The organism is Polaribacter sp. SA4-10, assembly GCF_002163835.1.
Taxonomy (GTDB): domain Bacteria; phylum Bacteroidota; class Bacteroidia; order Flavobacteriales; family Flavobacteriaceae; genus Polaribacter.
On record NZ_CP019331.1, the window covers coordinates 2,449,863 to 2,466,844 of the forward strand.

Sequence of the window (16,982 nt, forward strand, 5' to 3'; positions counted from 1 at the left end):
TAAGCAGTTAGCAATTTGGGGGGGTTACTTTCTGCTTAAAGGTTTTAAAAAAAAAAGAATAACAAAACACCCACAAATTTAATCTTGATAAAATTGAAGAAGAAAAAGGGCAACCAAAAAAGAATTGAGGTTGTTTTAATTTGCCTTTAAGCAGTTAGTAATTTGGGGGGGTTACTTTCTGCTTAAAGGTTTAAAATAAAATAATATGAAAACAACACAAACACACACAAATTTCACAGAATGGTTAAGTGTAGAGGATATACATAATGATTCTAAAGAATGGCTTTTAGAACTAGCGTTTTTAAAAGATGAGTATCTTTTTTTTGAAGATTTAATGAAATCATATACACTTCAACTAATTGATTTACAAGATTACTCTAAGAATAAGAAAATTATTGATACAATAAGTAATTATAAAAAGGAAAACGACAATTTAATTAAACTGGTTCAAGAACATGAAAATAAACTTGAAATATTAGTTGATGGTATCAATAAACCAAAAGAAGAGGAAGCTTATAAAAAAGGACATAAAGGTCTAAAAGTTTTGGTAAAAAACTTTTTAAAAGAAAACAAAGTACTTAAGTTAAAGTTATTTAATATCATTAAGAAAATCAAGAAAACAGAAAAACAGAAAAGGTTAATAGATTTAGAATAAAAGCAAATAAGATGAAAAAAATTCTTTTTTTAATAACAGCATTATTATTAATGAATTGTACTTCTACAGAGCTTATAGAGAGTTGGAAAAACCCAGAAATAGATTCATTTTCAATATCTAAAGTTTTAATTGTTGGTATGTCTTCTAATATTGAAGCAAGAAAACAATTTGAAGAAAAATTAAAAAAAGAATATGAGTCTAGAGGTATTGAAGCAGTAATGAGTTTAGATTTATTTGAACCTTCATTTACTGGTGAAGAAAAATCTAAAGAAGAGTTAAGGATTGTTGCACAGATCTTAGGAGCTAGTTTTTTTGATGCCATTTTATTCACCAAAGTAAAAGGAGTAGAAGACAAAAGAGTTTATACAGAAACATTTAGGGACAAAGAATATTTAGACATTAAGTTTAAAGATGATTATTATGCTAACCAAGAAATTTTTTACAATCCAGATTATTACAAAGATTTTAAAATTTACCATACAGAAACCTCTTTATATTGTATTTGTCCTGTAAAAGAAAGAACGTTAATTTGGAAAGGATATATAGATATTATAGATCCTTCTTCTGCAGAAGAAACCGTTGATGATTATATAAATTTATTGGTTTTAGTTTTAGAAGAAGAAAACCTTTTGAATAAAAAAGAAATAAAATAAAAGAGTGAAAAAGAAGAAGAATAGTTAATGGTTAGTTTAGTGCAATAAATTGCTGTGAAAAGAAGAACCTGCTCCAAAAGAGTGGGTTTTTCTTTTGCTATTTATAGCAACCAAAGTCTTACAAAACCAGGTCCGTACCTCTATGTTTGTTTTTCTTTTGTGAATTCGGGGTCAATTTAAAACGGAACACTCTCAACTTTTATTATCTCAAATTATTAAATATTTTTATTTTAAAAAGTATTTTTTTTTGTTAAAAACTTCACAAATATTTTTTATTTAACTTTCAAATAAAGAAGCAAAAACATTTTTTTGTAACTTACAACATCAATTCTAAATAACTTTCTATGCCAAATTACAATTTAAACATCAATGGAGAACAACGTTCTGTATCAGTTGATGCAGATACTCCTTTATTATGGGTTTTAAGAGATGAGCTCAATTTAGTAGGTACAAAATTTGGTTGTGGAATTGCACAATGTGGTGCTTGTACAGTTCATATAGATGGTATAGCAACTAGAAGTTGCCAAATGCAAGTTTCTATTTTAGATGATGTAAAAATCACTACAATAGAAGGTCTTTCTGAAGATGGAAAGCACCCAGTACAAGAAGCTTGGAAAGAAATTGATGTTCCTCAATGTGGTTATTGTCAAGCCGGACAAATTATGACAGCTACAGCCTTTTTAGAGGAGAATAAAAATCCTTCAGAAGAAGAAATTAGAGCAGCAATGAATGGAAATATTTGCAGATGTGCTTCCTACAATAGAATTGAAAAAGCGGTTAAAGTTGCCGCACAAAAAATGTCATAATTAACTAAACTACTAAAAAATGAAATCTCAATTAAATACAAATTTTAGCAGAAGAAATTTCTTAAAAACTTCGGTTTTAGCAAGTGGAGGAATATTAATAGGGTTTAACTTACTTACAGCATGCAAACCAGGAGCAGTAATGCCTGTAGATATTGAAAATTTAAATTTCAATGATTTTAATGCTTTTATTAAGATTTCTGAGGATGGGTATGTTACTATTTTTTCTCCAAATCCAGAAATTGGTCAAGGTGTAAAAACATCAATGCCAATGATTATTGCAGAAGAATTAGATGTAGAATGGAGTAAAGTTAATGTTGTACAAGGTGCTTTAGATACCAAAAATTTTAAAAGACAACTTGCAGGTGGAAGTCAATCTATACGTTTTGGTTGGGATGCTTTGCGTCAAACAGGAGCAACTGCAAAACAAATGTTGGTAAATGCTGCTGCTGTAAAATGGAACGTGGCTGCAAACACTTGTAAAGCTTCAAAAGGAATTATTACAAATTCAAAAGGAGATAAATTAGGCTATGGAGATGTTGTAAAAGAAGCAGCTTTGTTAGCAATTCCTGAAAATGTAAAGCTGAAGAAAACAAAAGAATATACAATTATTGGTCAAGAAATTGTAAATGTAGATATTGATAAAATTATTACAGGAAAACCTCTTTTTGGGTTGGATTATAAGGCTGAAGGAATGGTATATGCATCCGTTTTAAGACCACCAGCTTTTGGACAGAAATTAGCCTCTTTTGATGCTTCTGAAGCCAAAAAAGTAAAAGGAGTAATAGACGTTATAAAAATAGGAGATAAAGTAAGGAACTATGTGAAATCTGGTAAGAATAACTGGACATTCAAACTATCAGAAACAGACAAAGTAGTTGTTATTGCTACAAATACATGGGCAGCATTAAAAGGTAAAAAAGCACTTTCCGCAGTTTGGGTAACTGATACCAAATTAGAATCTACAGAAGACCATGATAAAATTCTGACAAAAGTTTTAGACGGAAAAGAGCAGAACGTTAGACGAGAAGATGGTGATATTTATAAAGCTTTTTCAACGGCAGATAAAGTAATTGAGAAAACCTATCATTCGCCCTTTTTACCTCACAATTGCATGGAGCCAATGAACTTTTATGCAAATGTAACTCCTGAAAAAGTGCATTTAGTGGGGCCTGTTCAAACACCAGAATTTGCAGCTTCAGTTGTTGCAGATATGTTAGGCTACGATTTAGATAAAGTCTCTTTAGAAATGACAAGAATGGGTGGTGGTTTTGGTAGAAGACTGTATGGAGATTTCGTTTATGAAGCTGCAGAAATATCGAATGCAATTAAAAAACCTGTAAAAGTTATTTCTTCTAGAGAAGGTGATATGACAACAGGTGTTTATCGTCCTTCCATAAAATATAGAATAAAAGCATCTATCAAAAACGGAAAAATTACTGGATATCATTTAAAAGAGGCTGCTATAAATGGAAATATGTATGGTTCAATTCCTAACTTTTTTCCTGCAGGCTGTATTCCTAATTATAAAGTCGAATCAGGTAATTATAGAGGCAATATTACTACAGGAGCTTGGAGAGCGCCATATACTAATTTTTTAGCTTTTGCAGAACAAAGTTTCTTTGATGAGTTAGCAACTGAATTAAATGTAGATCCAATTCAATTACGTTTAGATTTACTTCAAAATGTAAAAGGAACAATAGATAAGAGCATAGAATATTCTGGACAAAGAATGGAAGACACTATTAAATTAGTAAGAGAAAAAGCAAATTGGGGAATAACAGAAGAAGGAGTATTTCAAGGGTTTTCTGCTTATTACAGTCACAATACACATGTTGCAGAAGTTGCTGATATTGTTTTAAAAGACGGCTTTCCTGTAGTTAAAAAAGTAGTTGTTGCTGTAGATTGTGGAGTTGTAGTAAACCCAACAGGAGCAAGAAATCAAGTTGAAGGAGGCGTTTTAGATGGAATTGGACATGCTATGTATGCTGATTTTTCTTTTAAAGACGGAAAACCATCACACAAAAACTTTGATACATACAGATTAATTAGAATGCAAGAAACGCCAAAAGTTACCGTTCATTTTGTAGAAAATGAGTTGTCTCCAACAGGTTTAGGAGAACCAGGTTTACCACCTGCTGGAGGTGCTGTTGCAAATGCAATTAACGCTGCTTTGGGTAAAAGAATCTATAGTCAACCTTTTATTAAGGAATTGAAAAAGAGTGGTGTTTTGGGATAAAATAATTTAGTTGATAATAAACCAACATCATACAAGAGTAGTATAAAAAAAAGTTCCTTTTATCGATTTATGATAAAAAGAACTTTACTTTTTTTAAAGAAGTAATTAAATATGTTTATTTTTTCTCTTCAAACTTATATTAGAGTTTAAGATGAACTAACTCACTTGTTGTCCGTTTTTAACTTCTTTTGTAGGTGCTACAAAAGCTAACTTACCATCAGGTGTATCTGTCATTAAAATCATTCCTTGGCTTTCTACTCCACGTATTTTTCTTGGCGCTAAATTTACCAAGACAGAAACTTGCTGACCAATAATATCTTCAGGAGAAAAACTTTCTGCAATACCAGAAACAATTGTTCTTACATCAATACCAACATCAACCTTTAGTTTTAAAAGCTTTTTAGTTTTAGCAACTTTTTCAGCTTCTAAAATAGTACCAATTCTAATATCTAGTTTTGTAAAGTCATCAAATTCAATAGTTTCTTTTTGAGGTTCTAAAACTTTGTTTTCTTGCTCGTTTGCAATTTTTGTTGCTTCAAGCTTTTCAATTTGAGTTTCAATGGTTTTATCTTCAATTTTAGAAAATAACAATTCGGCCTTATTTATTTGGTGATTTGCATCAATTAAAACATTTTTTTCAGAAATATCTTCCCAATAAAGGTTTTTATCAATATTTAAAATACCTTTTAATTTCGTTGAGGTAAATGGTAAAAAAGGTTTAGAAACTACTGCTAAAGCTGCAGAAATTTGCAAAGCAACATACATAATTGTTTTTACACGTTCTGCATCCACCTTTATAACTTTCCAAGGCTCTTCATCTGCTAAGTACTTGTTTCCAAGTCTGGCTAAGCTCATTAATTCTTGGCTAGCTTCTCTAAATCTATATCTTTCTATAGATTTACCAATAGTAATAGGAAACTCTTTTATTGCAGCCAAAACATCTTCATCTACTTCTGTAAAATCAGTTGGTTCTGGTACAATTCCCTCATAATATTTATTAGTTAAAACAACAACTCTGTTTATAAAATTACCAAAAATGGCAACCAATTCGTTATTATTTTTTGCCTGAAAATCTTTCCAAGTAAAATCATTGTCTTTACTTTCTGGCGCGTTTGCAGTTAATGTATAACGTAAAACGTCTTGCTGATTTGGAAATTCTTCTAAATACTCATGCAACCAAACCGCCCAGTTTTTAGAAGTCGATAATTTATTTCCTTCTAAATTTAAAAACTCATTTGCAGGTACATTGTCTGGTAAAATATAATCTCCATGCGCTTTTAACATTGCAGGAAATATAATACAGTGAAAAACAATATTGTCTTTCCCTATAAAATGAACCAATTTAGTATCGTCTTTTTTCCAATAATCTTCCCAGTTTTTTCCTTCTCTTTCTGCCCATTCTTTTGTTGATGAGATGTAACCAATAGGCGCATCAAACCAAACATATAAAACTTTTCCTTCTGCATCTTTTAAAGGAACAGGAATTCCCCAATCTAAATCTCTAGTTACCGCTCTTGGTCTTAAACCATCTTCTACCCAAGATTTTACTTGACCATAAACATTTGGTTTCCAGTCTTTTTTATGACCTTCTAAAATCCATTCACGTAAAAAATCTTCATGTTTATCTAAAGGTAAAAACCAATGTTTTGTTTCTTTTACAGTTGGTACATTACCTGTAATTGCAGATTTAGGGTTAATTAAATCTGTTGCGTTATGAGAAGTTCCGCAGTTTTCACATTGATCTCCATAACTTTCTTCAAAACCACACCTAGGGCAAGTTCCTACAACAAACCTGTCTGCTAAAAACTGATTCGCTTCTGCATCATATAATTGCGCAGAAACCTCTTCAATAAATTCACCTTTTTCATGTAAATTAGTAAAAAAATCAGAGGCTGTTTTATGGTGAATTTCAGATGAAGTTCTAGAATAATTATCAAAAGAAATACCAAATTCTTCAAATGATTTTTTAATCATTCCATGATATTTATCAATAATAACTTGTGGAGAAACACCTTCTTTTTTTGCTCTCATTGGTATTGCAGCACCATGTTCATCAGAACCAGAAATGTAAGCAACATCTTTACCAATTAAACGTAAATAACGTGCGTAAATATCTGCTGGAACGTAAACTCCTGCTAAATGCCCAATATGAATGGGACCATTTGTATAAGGTAATGCTGCTGTAATTGTATATCTTTTTGGAGTATTCATTGAATTTTCCTTAAATTTAGTTTGTGGACTGATCTTTGAGTGACAAAAGTACAAAAAACGGAGTTTTAAATTCCATTGAAATTAGATACATTTACATTCATTTATTTTTAAATTTTAGAATCAAAAAAAAAGACACTATTTTGAATATTAAAATATTTTTTATTATTTTTTTTCTGATGATTTTTTCATCAATAAAAGCACAAGAAAAAACAGGTAAATTAATAACGCCACCTTATTTACATAAAGGAGATACTATTGTAATTATAGCACCAGCAGGAATTTTAAAAAACAGAGAAGCAACCATAGAAAAGGCTAAAAATCTAGCTGAAAGTTGGGGTTTAGAAGTAGTGTATGGTAAAAGTTTATTTAACCAAAATAATCATTTCTCTGGTACAGACAATGAACGTTTTAAAGACTTTCAAGAAGCATTAGACAATAAAAATATAAAAGCTATTTGGTCTGCAAGAGGAGGTTATGGCTCTGTTAGAATTTTAGATAAACTAAATTTTATAAAATTTAAGAAAAACCCAAAATGGATAATTGGCTATTCAGATATTACTGCGTTTCACAATCATATTCATAATTTAGGGGTAGAAACGATGCATGCAATGATGGCAACAAGTTTAGAGGAAAACCCAGAAGAAATTGTAGAAACTATAGCAAGTTTTAAAAAAGCCCTTTTTGGTGAAGAATTAAAGTATTCAATTCCATCATCAGAAGAGAATAGAAATGCTATTTTAAATTCAGGCGAAATTTTAAAAGGACAATTAATAGGTGGGAATCTTTCAATTTTAACTTCTATGTTGGGGTCAAATAGTCAACTTTCAACAGCAGGGAAAATTTTATTTATTGAAGAAATTGGCGAATACAAATATTCAATAGATAGAATGTTACAAAGTTTAAAAAGGGCTGGATATTTTACAAAAATAAAAGCGGTTATTGTTGGTGATATGTCTTCCATTAAAATGAACTCTACAAAATGGGGAAGTTCTATTGAACAATTAATTTTGGATGTTGTACCAGAAGATATTCCAGTTTTATTTAATTTTCCTGCAGGTCATGAAGCTGATAATAGAGCTTTGGTTTTTGGGAGAAAAATAAAATTGACAGCTGATAGTGACCAGTATTCAGTTAAATTTACTGACTAAATTCGCGTTTTTATTTTGAAGAAAAATGCTACGAATTCATGAATTTTAAAAGTTTAATTGGTGAATTCGTGTCAAAATTCCTATCATTCTATTCTTCCTACTTTATATAAGTAAATAATAAACTGTAAATTAACACGCTGTAGTTTTCTATAAATAACTTTTCTGAAGTTTTACAATTCACTGAAAACTGCCAATTGAATACTGAAAACTAACATATGGCAGAACACAATGAACTGGGAAAAAAAGGAGAAGAATTAGCCATCAATTTTTTAATTAAAAACGAGTATAAAATTCTAGAAAAAAATTATCGATATTTAAAAGCAGAAGTGGATATTATTGCTCAAAAAGAAAACACTTTAGCGGTTATTGAAGTAAAAACTAGAGCTACAGATTACTTTGGGAATCCGCAAGATTTTGTAAATCCAAAGAAAATAAAACTTTTACTTTCGGCAATAGATAATTATGTTGTAGAGAGAGATTTAGACGTAGAGGTCCGTTTTGATATTATTGCAATTATTCATAAAAACAACACTACTAAAATTGAACATTTAAAAGATGCTTTTCTACATTTTTAAAGTTTTTCTATAAACTCTTTTAGATCGATTAACTCTTCTGGTTTAGCAATAATTTTTTTGTTTTTATCTAATACAAAATAACTTGGTGTAGCGTTAATATTATAGGTTCTTGCCGTTTTGTTTTCCCATTTATTTAATCCTAAAACATGATGCCAATTTGGTAAAGTTGTTTTCATGTTCTTCCATCCAAAATCATCTTTTTCCATAGAAAAAGCAATAACTTTTACTTTCTTGTTTTCTTGTAAAAATTGATATACTTCAGGAATTTCTTTTAAACAATGTGAACAACTTGTGCTCCAAAAAATTAAAATATAAGTATCAGCTTCCTCTAATTCTGCAAGGCTAAAATTTTTCTTGTTTTCTCTCCAAGTAAAGTTGGGTGCAATTCTACCTACTTCTGCAGCAAAAGCAGCCATTTTTTCTTCTTTAAAAGCATGGTTTTGTAAAGATTCTGGCAACTTATTATAATACTTGTTAAACAAGTAATCAAATATTTCTAAGTTATTAGAAGCTGCAAATTGGGTAATTAAATATTCTAAAGCATCCTTTTTAAAAGGGATGTTTGTTATGTTAGAAATTACAGTGTCTATAGATTTTATATGAAGATTTTGTTGTGTAGCAAAATCATCGGAATAATTAATGTAAAAGACAAAATCAGTAATTCTATCAACTAAAAAAGAAGAATTCAATAATGTGGGATCAGAAAAATCCATAGTATCAAAAAAAGTATCCGTTATATTTGACATATATTTTTCAGCTGACGTATACATTTCTGGTGGATTATTTTTTATAGTAGCTTTAATAAAAGGATGAATATAAAAATCTTTTGAAGCAGCTAAGTATTGCTTTTGTAAGGTGTTTAAATCCATTAATGATTTCGTATACTTCTGTGTTAACTCTAAGTTTGCGTTTCTTAAAACAGCAATTTGTATTGAATCTAATTTTTGTTGCTTAATAGAAATATCTTCTAAATATTGTTGGTATAAAATGTTTTCATTAGATTCTGAAAACACCACAGATTGATCTGGGTAATCAGAATTAAAAGCAAAATGAATATTTTCCTTGTTAAAAAAAAAGTCTACAAAACCAGCTTCCTTTAATCGATATGTTGCTCTATAAGAACCCACTTTTGCATTTGCAGGAAGCGTAAAATTAAAACTACCTATTGCTCTCTTTTTGCCATTTACAGTAACAGAATCAGTTTTAATTTTAGTGTTTTGAACAAAAACTTGTCTAGCACCTTCAATTTTATATAAAATAACCCAATCACTCTCTAAAGCTGGAGTCATAGTTCCATTTACTGAATATTGAGCATAAGAAAATGAGGAAAATAATAGTAAAAAAGCAAGTAAATTTTTCATGTTTTTGTTGGGTAATATTGTGGTAAATCTATTTTCAATAAGCGTACCAAAAATACTATTTCTGGAGCAAAATAGGTATATTGTGAGATAAAAATAAATAAATGAGTTTTTCTAACAAAGTAATTTGGATAACTGGTGCCTCTTCTGGTATTGGAAAATCCTTAGCAATTGAATTATCTAATCAAAATGCAAAATTAATTTTATCATCAAGAAAAATGGCCGCTTTAGAATTGGTAAAAAAAGCGTGTAAAAATTCCTCAAATGTGAAGGTCATTTCATTAGATTTAGAAGATTTTACAAATTTAAAACCTAAAGTTGATGAAGCTATTTCTGCTTTTGGAACTATTGATATTTTAGTAAATAATGGCGGAATTAGTCAAAGGTCCTTTGTAAAAGACACTAAAATAGCGGTTGATAAGCGTTTAATGGATATTAATTATTTAGGAACGGTTGCTTTAACAAAGGAGGTATTGCCACATTTTATCAAAAATAAAAAAGGCCATTTTGTTGTAACTACAAGTATTGTGGGGAAAATAGGAACCCCTTTACGCTCCAGTTATGCGGCAAGTAAACATGCTTTACATGGTTTTTTTGATAGCTTAAGAGCAGAACATTTTAAAGATAATATTGCCGTAACTTTAGTTTGTCCAGGTTTTGTAAACACGAATGTTTCTAAAAATGCATTAACAGGTGATGGCACTCCGCAAGAAAAAATGGATGTTGCCACACAAAACGGAATGTTGCCAGAACGTTTTGCAAAATTTATGGCAAAGGCTATTAAGAATAAAAAAGAGGAAGTTTATATTGCTGGCGCAAAAGAGAAATTAGGTGTTTATGTAAAACGATTTTTTCCTAAGTTTTTATCTATAATGATTAGAAAATTAAGCGTTACTTAAATTATTCTAAGTAAGCAACTGCGTCAAAATAATTTATAATTGCTTCTTTAATAAGTACAGATTGTTCCCCTGGTTTTAGGTTTGGCAATTCTGTTATTATCTTATAATGTGGCCAACTATCATCATCAAAAAAATCGAATTCATAATAACCATAGGGCTCAAGTAATTTACAAATTGCAATGTGCATTAAGTTCATTTTCTCGTCTTTTTTAAAAGACCTATGTCCTTGTCCTAATTCCTGAATACCAATTAAATAGATAATGCCATCCATATTTAAGGCTTCTCCATCTGCAAATTGATCTGTTAATTTGCTAACAAGCAAATCCCACTTTTCTTTAAGATTACTATTTTTTGACATACAAGTTGTTTAAAAAAGGTAAAGGTACAACTGCCATTTTTAAATTGTAAAAAAAAAGATGTAGGTTTGAGAAAATTATTTTCATGAATATTTTTGACATCATTATTACAGCATTATTACTTTTTGGATTTGTAAGAGGGTTAATGAAAGGTCTTTTTGTAGAAGTTGCTTCTTTAGTTGCTTTAATTGGGGGTGTTTATGGTGCGATCCATTTTTCTTATTTTACAGTAGATTTTTTAAAAGATGCTGTTTCTTGGAAAGAAGAATATATTTCTTTAGCAGCTTTTGCAGCTACGTTTGTTGTTATTATTGTAGTGATTGCTTTGTTAGGTAGGGCACTTACAAAATTGGCAGATTTTGCCTCTTTAGGAATCATAAATAAAATATTAGGAGGTGTTTTTGGAGCCTTAAAAATAGGACTAATATTGAGTGTGGTTTTTATCTTTTTTGGTAAAATGAATGACACCATTCCATTTATAAAAAAGGAGACTTTAGATGAGTCAATTTTATATGAGCCAGTTAAAAAAATTGCACCTGCAATCTTTCCTTCTATCATTAAAAATGAAAAAGATGAAAAAACCCTAGAAGAAAATATAAACATATTGTATTAAATGTGTAAATTGCCTACAAAAAAAAACGACAGTGAGGAAAATTTATAAAATGATTGCTTTTTTTAGCATTGCAATGCTAATGTCTTTTGCGTCAAAAGACTGTTCTATTTTGAAGAACAATAGTTTTACTTATAGAACCGGTGGAGAGGATGTTTTAGTTGTTTTTGAGGAAAGTAAACATGCTGAATACCATAATGATAATGAGTTTTATATTAAATCTGATATAGAATGGATAAGTGATTGTGAGTATTATTTAACAGTAACAGAAACTACACTTCCAAATTTCCCTTTTGAAATGGGTGCAAAACTGCATATTATAATAAACAAAGTGAAGGGTGAAAAAGTATATTATACCTCGTCACTTGGAGGAAAATCTTGGGAAGGAAGACTTACTATGGTTAAGGAATAGAAATATTTTTTATTTACTTAAAGCTTAAAAAAAAACCATCAAAATTAATTTTGATGGTTTTTTTTTATCCATTTTAATTGTCTTTAATATTTTGCTTTATCCATTTTACACAATCATTAAAAGACTTAAAAATATGTTCTTTTGGAATAAAATCTGGAATGATATCAATTCGTTCCATCATATACCTAGGTTGTTTAAGTAAGTTTACAAATAAAACTTCTATATTTTTTTTCTTTAAATCTTGTAGCATATCTTCCATTGCATATAGACCCGATTGATCCATATATTGCATTCTACCTAAACGCATAATTACAATAGATGCAGTTTCTGGAATTTGTAAAGATAAAGCCTGAAAATCACTAGTAGATCCAAAAAACAAAGGTCCTTTTATGTGTTTAATAAATACTTCTTCTTTTAAATTTGCTGGAAAATCTATTTCATCACTCCAAGATTCTTCTTTTAATTTTTTAACATCACTTCTTTCAGCTGTTAAATCGCCAATTTTTTTCATAAACATTAAAGAAGCAATTATTAAACCGATACCAACAGCGTAAACTAAGTTCCAAAACGTGGAAAGTAATAAAACAATTATCATTATTAATACCTCAGAACTTAATTTTAATGGACCTATTTTAATATCTCTTGGTAAACTTGGTATTGCTTTTAACCCTTTATAATCCATAACTCCAATACCAACGGTTATTAAAATACCTGCTAATACTGCTGCAGGAATTTTAGATGCAACTGGTCCTAAACCAAGCATTACAATAAGTAACATGATTCCGGCAATCATTCCAGAAAGCTTTGTTTTTCCTCCAGAATTTATGTTTACTACAGTTCTAATTGTTGCTCCAGCCCCAGGAATTCCACCAAATATTGCAGCAATACTGTTTCCAATTCCTTGCCCCATTAATTCTTTATTCGGATTGTGTTTTGTTTTGGTCATATTATCTGCAACTACACTTGTTAGAAGTGAATCGATAGCACCTAATAGGGCTAAAGTTAATGCTGTAAAAATATAAGGTGTGATGCTAGCCAAACTAAAACCTGTAAAAATCTCCCAATTAGGAATGGGTATTCCACTTGGTATTTCTTGAATGGTTCTATATTTTAAACTAAAGCCAACAGCAATACTAGACATTACAACCAATGCGACGAGCGTGCTTGGTACTTTTGTAGTAATCCGTTTAAAACCATATATTATAATTATGGTTCCTAAAGCTAACAATAATTCTAACCAATTAATGTTTAGAATTGCTTTAGGAAACGCTTTAATAGCACCTAAGGCACCAGCGGTTTCTTTTGCAGCTAAGGTTTGTGATTCTTTTAGAATATCTTCAGGCGTAATTTTTTCGGCTCTTGTAATTGTTTCTTCAAAATTTTCTAAAACTAAAATCTTTTCACCAGCCTCTTCTTTTAAAATATTTTCTAAAATGACTTCTTGGGCTTCTGCTTTAAATGTGCTTACAAATTCTACATCTTCTTTTGGATAATATCCAACAGAGGGTAATATTTGGGTCAATAAAATAATAAGTCCAATTGCGGTCATAAAACCTGAAACCACCGGATACGGGATATATCTAATATATTTTCCCAGACCAATAACTCCCAATATAACTTGAAACAATCCTGCTAAAAGAAAAACAGTTAAAATAGCCGGTAACGCTTTTGTAACATCACCATCATTTGCAGCTACAATACCAGCAATTACAATCATACTCACAGCAGTCATTGGTGCTGTTGGACCAGAAATTTGAGTACTTGTTCCACCAAATAAAGCGGCAAAGAAACTTATAAAAATAGCACCATATAAACCAGCACTTGGTCCTAAACCAGAAGATACACCAAAGGCCAAGGCAAGGGGTAATGCAACAATACCTGCCGTTATACCACCAAAAGCATCTCCTTTGATATTTGAAAATAATTTTTTCATAAATTTTTATATAGTTTTATTCAATATCAAGCAATTTAGGGCTAAAAATCAAAAAACCAATCTTTTAACGGATTGGTTTAAAAAAGTAAATTCTAATACTCTAGTTAATAAAAAGTTACACCACCATCACTTATATTATACATTGCACCAACAATTTTAATTTCTCCATTATCTTCCATTTCTTTTAAAACAGGGCTTTGTTCACGTATATTATCAATAGTCATATAAACATTTTTTTCTGCAACTGTATTTACAAAATCTATGTTGCTAGAATTTCTTAAATTTAAATCTTTAGGTTCTGTAACCGCTTTAACAGCTGGTTTTATTTTACTAATTAATGCAGTTAAGTTTCCTAATTTTGCATCATCACAAGCACCTTTTATGGCACCACATCCTGTATGTCCTAAAACAACAACAACCTTTGTTCCTGCTAATTTACAAGCAAACTCCATACTTCCTAAAATATCTTCATTGGTAAAATTTCCTGCAATTCTTACACTAAAAATGTCTCCCAATCCTTGATCAAAAACTAATTCTGCAGACACTCTTGAGTCTATACAGCTTAATATTGTTGCAAAAGGAAACTGTCCATCACTTGTGTCATTTACCTGTTCTAAAAGGTTTCTGTTCGCTTTTAAATTATTTTGAAATCGTTGATTTCCTTCTTTTAAAAAATCTAACGCTTTATTTGGCGTCATTGTTCCTTGTGTTTCTTTTGTATGTGCTTTCATTGTGTTTTTTTTATGTTGTTAAAATTAATGAACAATCAAGGTTTTTGATTATACTTTTTATATCTTGTTTTTTTCTATTAATAAAAAGTAAGTTTACTTTACTTTTAGATAAGTAGTGAGAAATGTGTTTTATTACGTTATCTCCTTTTTCAAAAACAAACTCTACTATCTTCTTAGATGAATCATTTATATTTTTAGAATCTAATTTATCATCATTAATGCAAAAAGATATTAAAGATTTATCTGAATAAGAAACAATAGTTTCTGTAAATTTATTTGAAAACATGTTTACATTACCTAATAAACCTAAAGAAATATCTGAACTTGCTTCTAATAAATTATTATCAGAAACAATCATAACGGTGCCAGAATATTCTTTTAATACATGATCTATTATATTATCTCCAACAAAAGACAAAACTTTAGATTTACTTTTTCCTAAAACAATAATGTCTGGATTGGTTTCTTCTATTTGTTTACTAATTTCATTTTTTAAATTACCAAAAGAAATTTTGTAATTAATTTTTACATCTTCATTTTTAGATTGCTCTTTAATAATTTTTTTAATTTTATTATCTACTTCTAAAAATTTCTCATTTATGGTTCTCATTGCAGAAAGCTGACTTTCTTTTTCTACAATATCTGTAGCTTTTTTAACACAGAAAAAGCTAATCTCTCCATCTACTATCTTTGCTAAATTTACACCATTTTTTATAATTTTTTCTGTTGATGAATCTATATCTGAAAGCACCAATATTTTACATTTTTGTTTCATATATTTAGGCTGATTTTTTTGGTCTTAAATTAAAGAATTCTATATAACTTGGTGGATTTTCAACAATTCCTCTTTCAGAAGTTAATTTAATATCGATGTTTCTTTCTTTTGCCTTTATAGCAAAATCTTCTAAAATTTCTATAATATCATTATCTAAATATCTCGTTTTTCTTACATCTAATTCTAAAAAAGTATCTCTTGGCAAACTGTCTAATTCTTTTAAAATAGCACCTTTGTTAAAGAAAGTAACTTCTTCTGCAAGCGTCATTTTAATTCTATGTTTTCCATTACTTTTATCTTCAATATGAAGAAAGTGAGAATTTTGAAAACTTTTTATCAATATTACTACAATACCAACTGCTAAGCCTAAACCAATACCAACTAATAAATCTGTAAAAACAATACCTACAACAGTTACTGTAAATGGTATCCATTGTTTCCACCCCAATTGTATCATTTCTTTAAAAACACTAGGTTTTGCTAATTTATAACCAACAATTAATAAAATTGCAGATAAAACAGATAAAGGAATTTTATTTAATAAAGTTGGAATTAAAATAACAGAGATTAATAATAAAAAACCATGAATAATTGCAGAAATCTTTGTTCTACCGCCAGATTGTATATTTGCAGAACTTCTTACAATTACTTGTGTAATTGGCAAACCACCAATTAAACCAGAAATAATATTTCCTGTTCCTTGTGCTAATAATTCTCTATTTGTTGGTGTTACGTTTTTATGCGGGTCTAATTTATCAGTGGCTTCGACACACAATAAAGTTTCTAAACTTGCTACTAAAGCTATCGTAAAGGCAGTAATCCAAACTTGAGGATTTGAAATTGCATTAAAATTAGGAAACCTAAATTGCCCTAAAAATGAATCTAAATTATCTGGTACAGGGACACTTACTAAATGTGCTGCGCTTATTCCATACTTAGATTCTGAATCTGTAACAAAGAAGTATACTATACCAGCAACAACCGCAACCAATGGACCTTGTACTATTTGAAAAATTTTTCCTTTTTTTGATAAAACATTGCTCCAAAGTATTAAAATACCCAAACCAATAACCCCTATTGTCGTAGCCCCTAAACTAATATTATTTAGAGTTTTAAATATTTCAGAAAATGTATTTTCACCATCTATTTGAAAGAAAGCAAAATCTCCTTCTGGGTCAGCATCATATCCAAAAAAGTGAGGTATTTGCTTCAGAATTATTATAATTCCTATTCCTGTTAACATTCCTTTTATTACAGATGATGGAAAATAATACCCAATAATTCCTGCTTTTAAAAAACCAAAAACTAACTGAATAACACCTCCTAAAACAACGGCAACTAAAAAATTTTCATAGCCCCCTAAAGTGCTAATTGCAGTTAATACAATTGCCGCTAAACCTGCTGCAGGGCCACTTACTCCAATTTTAGAGCCACTTAAAAAACCTACTACTATACCACCAATAATTCCTGCAATTACTCCAGAAAAAAGAGGGGCACCACTTGCTAATGCAATACCCAAACATAAAGGTAATGCTACGAAAAACACTACAATACTTGCAGGAAAATCGTTTTTAATATATTTAAACATATATAAAAGTATTTTTTACTCTAACTAGATTAGTTA

General features: G+C 29.7%; 16 protein-coding genes. 9 read left to right on the top strand and 7 right to left on the bottom strand.

Features of this window, described 5'->3' with window-relative positions:
• Positions 1-205: 205 nt before the first annotated feature.
• From BTO04_RS10690 to BTO04_RS10705, 4 genes are all read left to right on the top strand, one after another.
• The gene (locus tag BTO04_RS10690) at positions 206-655 is read left to right on the top strand and encodes a hypothetical protein (protein ID WP_087564486.1); all 450 of its coding nucleotides are present in this window, start codon (positions 206-208) and stop codon (positions 653-655) included.
• A gap of 11 nt (positions 656-666) precedes the next feature.
• Positions 667-1,308, top strand: coding sequence for a hypothetical protein (locus BTO04_RS10695; RefSeq protein WP_087564487.1), 642 nt, complete (start codon positions 667-669; stop codon positions 1,306-1,308).
• Positions 1,309-1,652: 344 nt separating this feature from the next.
• Positions 1,653-2,114 carry a (2Fe-2S)-binding protein gene (locus BTO04_RS10700; protein WP_087564488.1) on the top strand — a complete coding sequence of 154 codons (462 nt, stop codon included), beginning with the start codon at positions 1,653-1,655 and terminating at the stop codon, positions 2,112-2,114.
• A 19-nt stretch (positions 2,115-2,133) separates the two neighbouring features.
• Positions 2,134-4,350, top strand: a complete 2,217-nt coding sequence (locus tag BTO04_RS10705; RefSeq protein ID WP_087564489.1) for a xanthine dehydrogenase family protein molybdopterin-binding subunit — start codon at positions 2,134-2,136, stop codon at positions 4,348-4,350.
• A gap of 156 nt (positions 4,351-4,506) precedes the next feature.
• On the opposite strand, the gene metG is transcribed toward BTO04_RS10705, so the two are convergent.
• Positions 4,507-6,594, bottom strand: coding sequence for a methionine--tRNA ligase (gene metG, locus BTO04_RS10710; protein ID WP_302849214.1), 2,088 nt, complete (start codon positions 6,592-6,594; stop codon positions 4,507-4,509).
• Between the two features lie 143 nt (positions 6,595-6,737).
• Here metG and BTO04_RS10715 point away from each other — a divergent pair, with 143 nt between their 5' ends.
• Entirely contained in the window at positions 6,738-7,709 is a 972-nt protein-coding gene (locus BTO04_RS10715; RefSeq protein ID WP_087565392.1) for an LD-carboxypeptidase, read from the top strand.
• Positions 7,710-7,924: 215 nt separating this feature from the next.
• Positions 7,925-8,284, top strand: a complete 360-nt coding sequence (locus BTO04_RS10720; RefSeq protein WP_087564491.1) for a YraN family protein — start codon at positions 7,925-7,927, stop codon at positions 8,282-8,284.
• Here the strand turns inward: BTO04_RS10720 and BTO04_RS10725 are convergent.
• Positions 8,281-9,645: a TlpA disulfide reductase family protein gene (locus BTO04_RS10725; protein ID WP_087564492.1), complete on the bottom strand. Its 1,365-nt coding sequence runs from the start codon at positions 9,643-9,645 to the stop codon at positions 8,281-8,283. The genes BTO04_RS10720 and BTO04_RS10725 overlap by 4 nt on opposite strands.
• Before the next feature lie 101 nt (positions 9,646-9,746).
• Here BTO04_RS10725 and BTO04_RS10730 point away from each other — a divergent pair, with 101 nt between their 5' ends.
• Positions 9,747-10,541 carry an SDR family oxidoreductase gene (locus tag BTO04_RS10730; protein ID WP_087564493.1) on the top strand — a complete coding sequence of 265 codons (795 nt, stop codon included), beginning with the start codon at positions 9,747-9,749 and terminating at the stop codon, positions 10,539-10,541.
• Position 10,542: 1 nt separating this feature from the next.
• On the opposite strand, the gene BTO04_RS10735 is transcribed toward BTO04_RS10730, so the two are convergent.
• On the bottom strand, positions 10,543-10,899 hold the full coding sequence (locus BTO04_RS10735; protein WP_087564494.1) for a hypothetical protein: 357 nt from the start codon (positions 10,897-10,899) through the stop codon (positions 10,543-10,545).
• Positions 10,900-10,982: 83 nt separating this feature from the next.
• Between BTO04_RS10735 and BTO04_RS10740 the strand changes: the two genes are divergently transcribed.
• Together BTO04_RS10740 and BTO04_RS10745 are read left to right on the top strand one after the other, a co-directional pair.
• Complete coding sequence (locus BTO04_RS10740) at positions 10,983-11,510, top strand: CvpA family protein (RefSeq protein WP_087564495.1); 528 nt, start codon at positions 10,983-10,985, stop codon at positions 11,508-11,510.
• Between the two features lie 31 nt (positions 11,511-11,541).
• Positions 11,542-11,919 carry a hypothetical protein gene (locus tag BTO04_RS10745; RefSeq protein ID WP_157662456.1) on the top strand — a complete coding sequence of 126 codons (378 nt, stop codon included), beginning with the start codon at positions 11,542-11,544 and terminating at the stop codon, positions 11,917-11,919.
• Positions 11,920-11,992: 73 nt separating this feature from the next.
• Here BTO04_RS10745 and BTO04_RS10750 read toward each other — a convergent pair whose 3' ends face one another.
• The 4 genes from BTO04_RS10750 to BTO04_RS10765 form a co-directional block, all read right to left on the bottom strand.
• Positions 11,993-13,852 carry a SulP family inorganic anion transporter gene (locus BTO04_RS10750; RefSeq protein WP_087564497.1) on the bottom strand — a complete coding sequence of 620 codons (1,860 nt, stop codon included), beginning with the start codon at positions 13,850-13,852 and terminating at the stop codon, positions 11,993-11,995.
• 104 nt (positions 13,853-13,956) lie between these two features.
• Positions 13,957-14,583, bottom strand: a complete 627-nt coding sequence (locus tag BTO04_RS10755; protein WP_087564498.1) for a carbonic anhydrase family protein — start codon at positions 14,581-14,583, stop codon at positions 13,957-13,959.
• A 10-nt stretch (positions 14,584-14,593) separates the two neighbouring features.
• Complete coding sequence (locus tag BTO04_RS10760) at positions 14,594-15,358, bottom strand: universal stress protein (RefSeq protein WP_087564499.1); 765 nt, start codon at positions 15,356-15,358, stop codon at positions 14,594-14,596.
• A 4-nt stretch (positions 15,359-15,362) separates the two neighbouring features.
• The gene (locus BTO04_RS10765) at positions 15,363-16,946 is read right to left on the bottom strand and encodes a SulP family inorganic anion transporter (protein ID WP_087564500.1); all 1,584 of its coding nucleotides are present in this window, start codon (positions 16,944-16,946) and stop codon (positions 15,363-15,365) included.
• Positions 16,947-16,982: the final 36 nt, after the last annotated feature.